This is a genomic window from Bradyrhizobium uaiense (assembly GCF_010811875.1).
Classification (GTDB): domain Bacteria; phylum Pseudomonadota; class Alphaproteobacteria; order Rhizobiales; family Xanthobacteraceae; genus Bradyrhizobium; species Bradyrhizobium uaiense.
In genome coordinates this window covers 1-4,125 of sequence record NZ_VKHP01000412.1, presented here as the reverse complement: position 1 = coordinate 4,125, position 4,125 = coordinate 1, and the positions used below count along the sequence as shown (strand labels likewise).

Genomic DNA, 4,125 nt, shown 5'->3' with positions numbered 1-4,125 from the left:
GCGTTCGAGCTCGTCTTCCCATCCCGCCATGGTCAGCCCTCCAAGAGCCGACCACCCATGAATCATTGAAATATTGATTCGGGAATCCTATAAAGCACAGCAAAATCGACAATCTGCCAAAGTAGTGCTAGGGCATGCACTCGTAAAGGCAACGAGCTCCTTCGGGCTCACGTCTGCTTAACCCTCAACAGCATCGCAAGAGCGAACATCGCGGGAGGTCCGAGTTGGGCCGCTTGAAGATATGGTGGCAGGCTTGCGGGTCACTCACCGTCCCTAAAAGCAAGGCAGGATCATCACCCAGAGAGGCATTGAGCAAAACAGGCACAACAGCCCGATGACGACCACGAACACCGAGTTCAAAGGAAAGATGTAAGAGGCAGGCTGGTTTTGGTAATCCAAACCCTTCGACGCTAGAAAGCGCTTATAGTTATCCGCGCCGCTATCGTAGATCATTCGAGTAAAGCCCTTCCATCGAAAAACAATGAAGCAAATCCAGATCGTAGGAAAGCCTGTAAAGAGGCCCACAATCACCCACAACGATGTAGCCTGACCATTTTTGGCGAAAATGGTCCAAGCCGGACATTGGCTACCAGGATGAACGAGGGCGAGAATGCAAATAGCGATTCCCAACCACGCTAAGCAGATGACTGCTCCCCACCCGGCAATCTTGCGGCAAAAATCTGGATCGAAATCAAAAATCGGCTCGCTCTCATTCATAGAATACATTTTATCGATGGCGCGCTAGCCGAGTCAAAGCGCCTATTTCGATTGCAGAAGCAGGTCGAATTGTTGGGGAGCAATCCGCCTTGGGTCAAGAGCGGTAAGGTTCAGATTGAGCACGTGTCCTCCGGTTTGTAGCTCAAAGCCGACGCAACGCGTTTATGAGTACACACCCTGGCTGAGGCGCGGAAGCCGACAATATTGCGGGAGATGTCCGTGAGGCGGTTGAGCCGGTGGCGATCCGCCGCTAGCTTGCCGCCAGGATTGGACCTTTGTGGGGAATCGGGGCTTCTTGACGTGACATCGGGCGAAGCGAGTGCGGAGGCGGCAAAGCCGTTGCCTGAACCGGCCGTCTCGGACATGCCGCTGCTGCGGATCGAGGGCGTCGCCAAGTCGTTCGGCAATTTCCGTGCGGTCGACAAGCTCTCGCTCGATATCCGCGCCGGCGAGTTCTTCGCGCTGCTCGGCCCGAGCGGCTGCGGCAAGACGACGCTGCTGCGCATGCTCGCGGGCTTCGAGACGCCGGACGAGGGCCGCATCCTGCTCGGCGGCAACGACATCGCCCAGGTGCTGCCGCACGAGCGGCCCGTCAACATGATGTTCCAGAATTACGCGCTGTTCCCGCATCTGTCGGTGCGCGACAACATCGCGTTCGGCTTGAGGCGCGCCGGCATGGCGCGCAAGGATATCGCGACCCGCGTGGCGGAGATGGTGGCGCTGGTCAAGCTCGAGGGGCTGGAGAAGCGCAAGCCCGACCAGCTCTCCGGCGGCCAGCGGCAGCGCGTGGCGCTGGCGCGCTCGCTGGCGCGCCGGCCGCAGGTGCTGCTGCTCGACGAGCCGCTGGCTGCGCTCGACAAGAAGCTGCGCGAGAGCACGCAAGGCGAGCTGATGGAGCTGCAACGTCGGCTCGGCACCACCTTCATCATCGTCACCCACGATCAGGAGGAGGCGATGACGATGGCCGGCCGGATCGGCGTGATGGATGCCGGCCGGCTGGTCCAGGTCGCTACTCCGCGCAATCTCTACGAGGCGCCGGCCTCGCGCTGGATCGCCGAGTTCGTCGGCGACATCAATCTGTTCAACGGCCAGGTCGCCGCCCGCGAGAATGGCCGCCTGACGGTTTCGACTGCGGAAGCGGGCACGCTCTCGGTCAGCGAGCTGTGGCCGCCGGTGACCAAGGAGGTCGTCAGCGTCGCGATCCGCCCCGAGAAGGTGAAGCTGTCGCGCCGCGCGCCGGCCTCGGATGAGGGCGGTTCGCATGCGATCAACCGGCTGGAAGGCGTCGTCAGCGACGTCAACTATCTCGGTGGCGTCACCAGCTACCGGGTGAAGCTGGAGACGGGCGCAGTGGTGCGGGCCTCGATGGCCAACACCGCGCGGCTCGATGTCGACGCTTATCTTGCCGGCCAGCGCGTGGTGGCGTGGTTCACCGCCGACGACTGCCTGGTGCTGGAGCAATGAGCGCGCGCCGCATCTTCGCCCGGCCGGCGCGGCTTGCCGCGATCGCGCCCTATCTCTGGATGGTGCTGTTCTTCCTGGTGCCGTTCGGCTTCGTGCTGAAGATCAGCCTGTCGCAGACCGCGATCGCGCAGCCGCCCTATACGCCGGTGTTCGATTTTACCGAGGGCCGGGCGGCGCTGGCGGCGTTTGCGCAATTGTCATTCGACAATTTCAAGCTGCTGATCTCAGACAATCTCTACATCCTGTCCTATCTGCGCAGCCTCGTCGTCGCGGTGACGTCGACGTTGATCCTGCTGCTGATCGGCTACCCCATCGCCTACGGCATGGCGCGGCTGCCGCAGCGCTGGCAGGCCGTGGCGATGATGCTGGTCATCGTGCCGTTCTGGACCTCGTTCCTGATCCGGATCTATGCCTGGATCAACATCCTTCAGCATGACGGCCTGCTCAACCAGATCCTGCTGGCGCTGCACATTGTCTCGGCGCCGGTGGTCTGGCTGTCGACCGACAGCGCGATGTATCTCGGCATCGTCTATTCCTATCTACCGTTCATGATCCTGCCGCTCTATGCAACGCTCTCGAAGATGGATGCCTCGCTCCTGGAGGCCGCGGGCGACCTCGGCGCCTCGCCGCTGCAAGCGTTCTGGCTGGTGACGTTCCCGCTGTCGCTGCCGGGCGTCGGCGCCGGCGCGCTGCTCTGTTTCATTCCCATCGTCGGCGAGTTCGTGATCCCCGATCTGCTCGCCGGCTCCAATTCGCTGATGATCGGGCAGACGTTGTGGCTCGAATTCTTCACCAACAAGGACTGGCCGGTGGCATCAGCCGCGGCGGTCGCATTGCTGCTGCTGTTGGTGCCGCCGCTCGTGCTCTATGATCGCCTGCAACGGCGGCAGCTCGAGGCGGGCGGCTGATGGCGCACACCGTCACCAGGCTGACGCGCTTCAACATGACCTCGCTGGCGCTCGGGCTGGCGTTCCTCTATCTGCCGATCGTCATCCTGGTGATCTACTCGTTCAACGCCTCGCGGCTGGTGACGGTGTGGGGCGGCTGGTCGTTGCGTTGGTACCGCGAGTTCTTCAACGACCGCGCCATGCTCGATGCGGCCTGGATGAGCCTGTCGGTCGGCGCGGTGTCGGCGACGCTGGCGACATTGCTGGGCACGCTGGCGGCGGTAGGGCTGGCGCGCGGTGAGCGGTTCCGGGGCCGGGCGCTGTTCTCCGGCATGCTGTATTCGCCGCTGGTCATGCCCGAGGTGATTTCCGGCCTGTCGCTGCTGCTGCTGTTCGTGGCGCTGAATGCCGAACGCGGCTTCTGGACGGTGACGATCGCGCACACCACGCTGACGATGTGCTTCGTCACCGTGGTGGTGCAGTCGCGCCTGACCGTGCTCGACCGCAGCCTGGAAGAGGCCGCGATGGACCTCGGTTGCGATCCGGTGCGCGCGTTCCTCCTGGTGACGCTGCCGCTGATCGTGCCGGCGATCGTCGCGGGCTGGATGCTGGCCTTCACGCTGTCGCTCGACGACGTCGTGATCGCGAGCTTCACCACCGGGCCGGGCTCGGCGACATTGCCGATCCGGATCTACTCGGAAGTGCGGCTCGGCGTGAAGCCCGAGATCAATGCGATCTGCACGCTGGTCATCGCGCTGATCGCCGTGATCATCGTGGTGGCCTCGTTCGCCTCGAAACTGTCGAGCGCGCGCGGCGAGAGCGCCGCGCCGTTGTAGATTCTTGTCTCGACGCATTTTTCCTTGCGCGAAACATCTCCGTGTAAGGGGAGCCACCGGCGGAAGGGCTCCCTCCCCCCTTGCGGGGGAGGGTGGGGAGAGGGGTGACCCCGGCTGAGATGATTGACGCGAGCGTCGGTCTCGCAATCTCGATCGCGCTCGTTGAAACGCTGAACGGAGAGAGAGCGCCGTGTAGCACCCTCTCCCCGACCTCGAGAGCG

Annotated in this window: 4 protein-coding genes; 3 read left to right on the top strand and 1 reads right to left on the bottom strand. The window is 63.0% G+C overall.

Annotated elements, in window-relative coordinates:
• Positions 1-273 precede the first annotated feature (273 nt).
• Entirely contained in the window at positions 274-717 is a 444-nt protein-coding gene (locus FNJ47_RS44910; protein WP_163163050.1) for a hypothetical protein, read from the bottom strand.
• Positions 718-1,080: 363 nt separating this feature from the next.
• On the opposite strand from FNJ47_RS44910, the gene FNJ47_RS44905 reads away from it, so the two are divergent.
• The 3 genes from FNJ47_RS44905 to FNJ47_RS44895 are packed head-to-tail and all read left to right on the top strand — an operon-like array spanning position 1,081 to position 3,904.
• On the top strand, positions 1,081-2,181 hold the full coding sequence (locus tag FNJ47_RS44905) for an ABC transporter ATP-binding protein (protein WP_236000549.1): 1,101 nt from the start codon (positions 1,081-1,083) through the stop codon (positions 2,179-2,181).
• On the top strand, positions 2,178-3,089 hold the full coding sequence (locus FNJ47_RS44900; protein WP_163163046.1) for an ABC transporter permease: 912 nt from the start codon (positions 2,178-2,180) through the stop codon (positions 3,087-3,089). Before FNJ47_RS44905 ends, FNJ47_RS44900 begins: the two co-directional genes overlap by 4 nt.
• Positions 3,089-3,904, top strand: a complete 816-nt coding sequence (locus FNJ47_RS44895) for an ABC transporter permease (protein WP_163163044.1) — start codon at positions 3,089-3,091, stop codon at positions 3,902-3,904. The genes FNJ47_RS44900 and FNJ47_RS44895 overlap by 1 nt, the downstream gene beginning before the upstream one ends.
• The last annotated feature ends 221 nt before the right edge of the window (positions 3,905-4,125 follow it).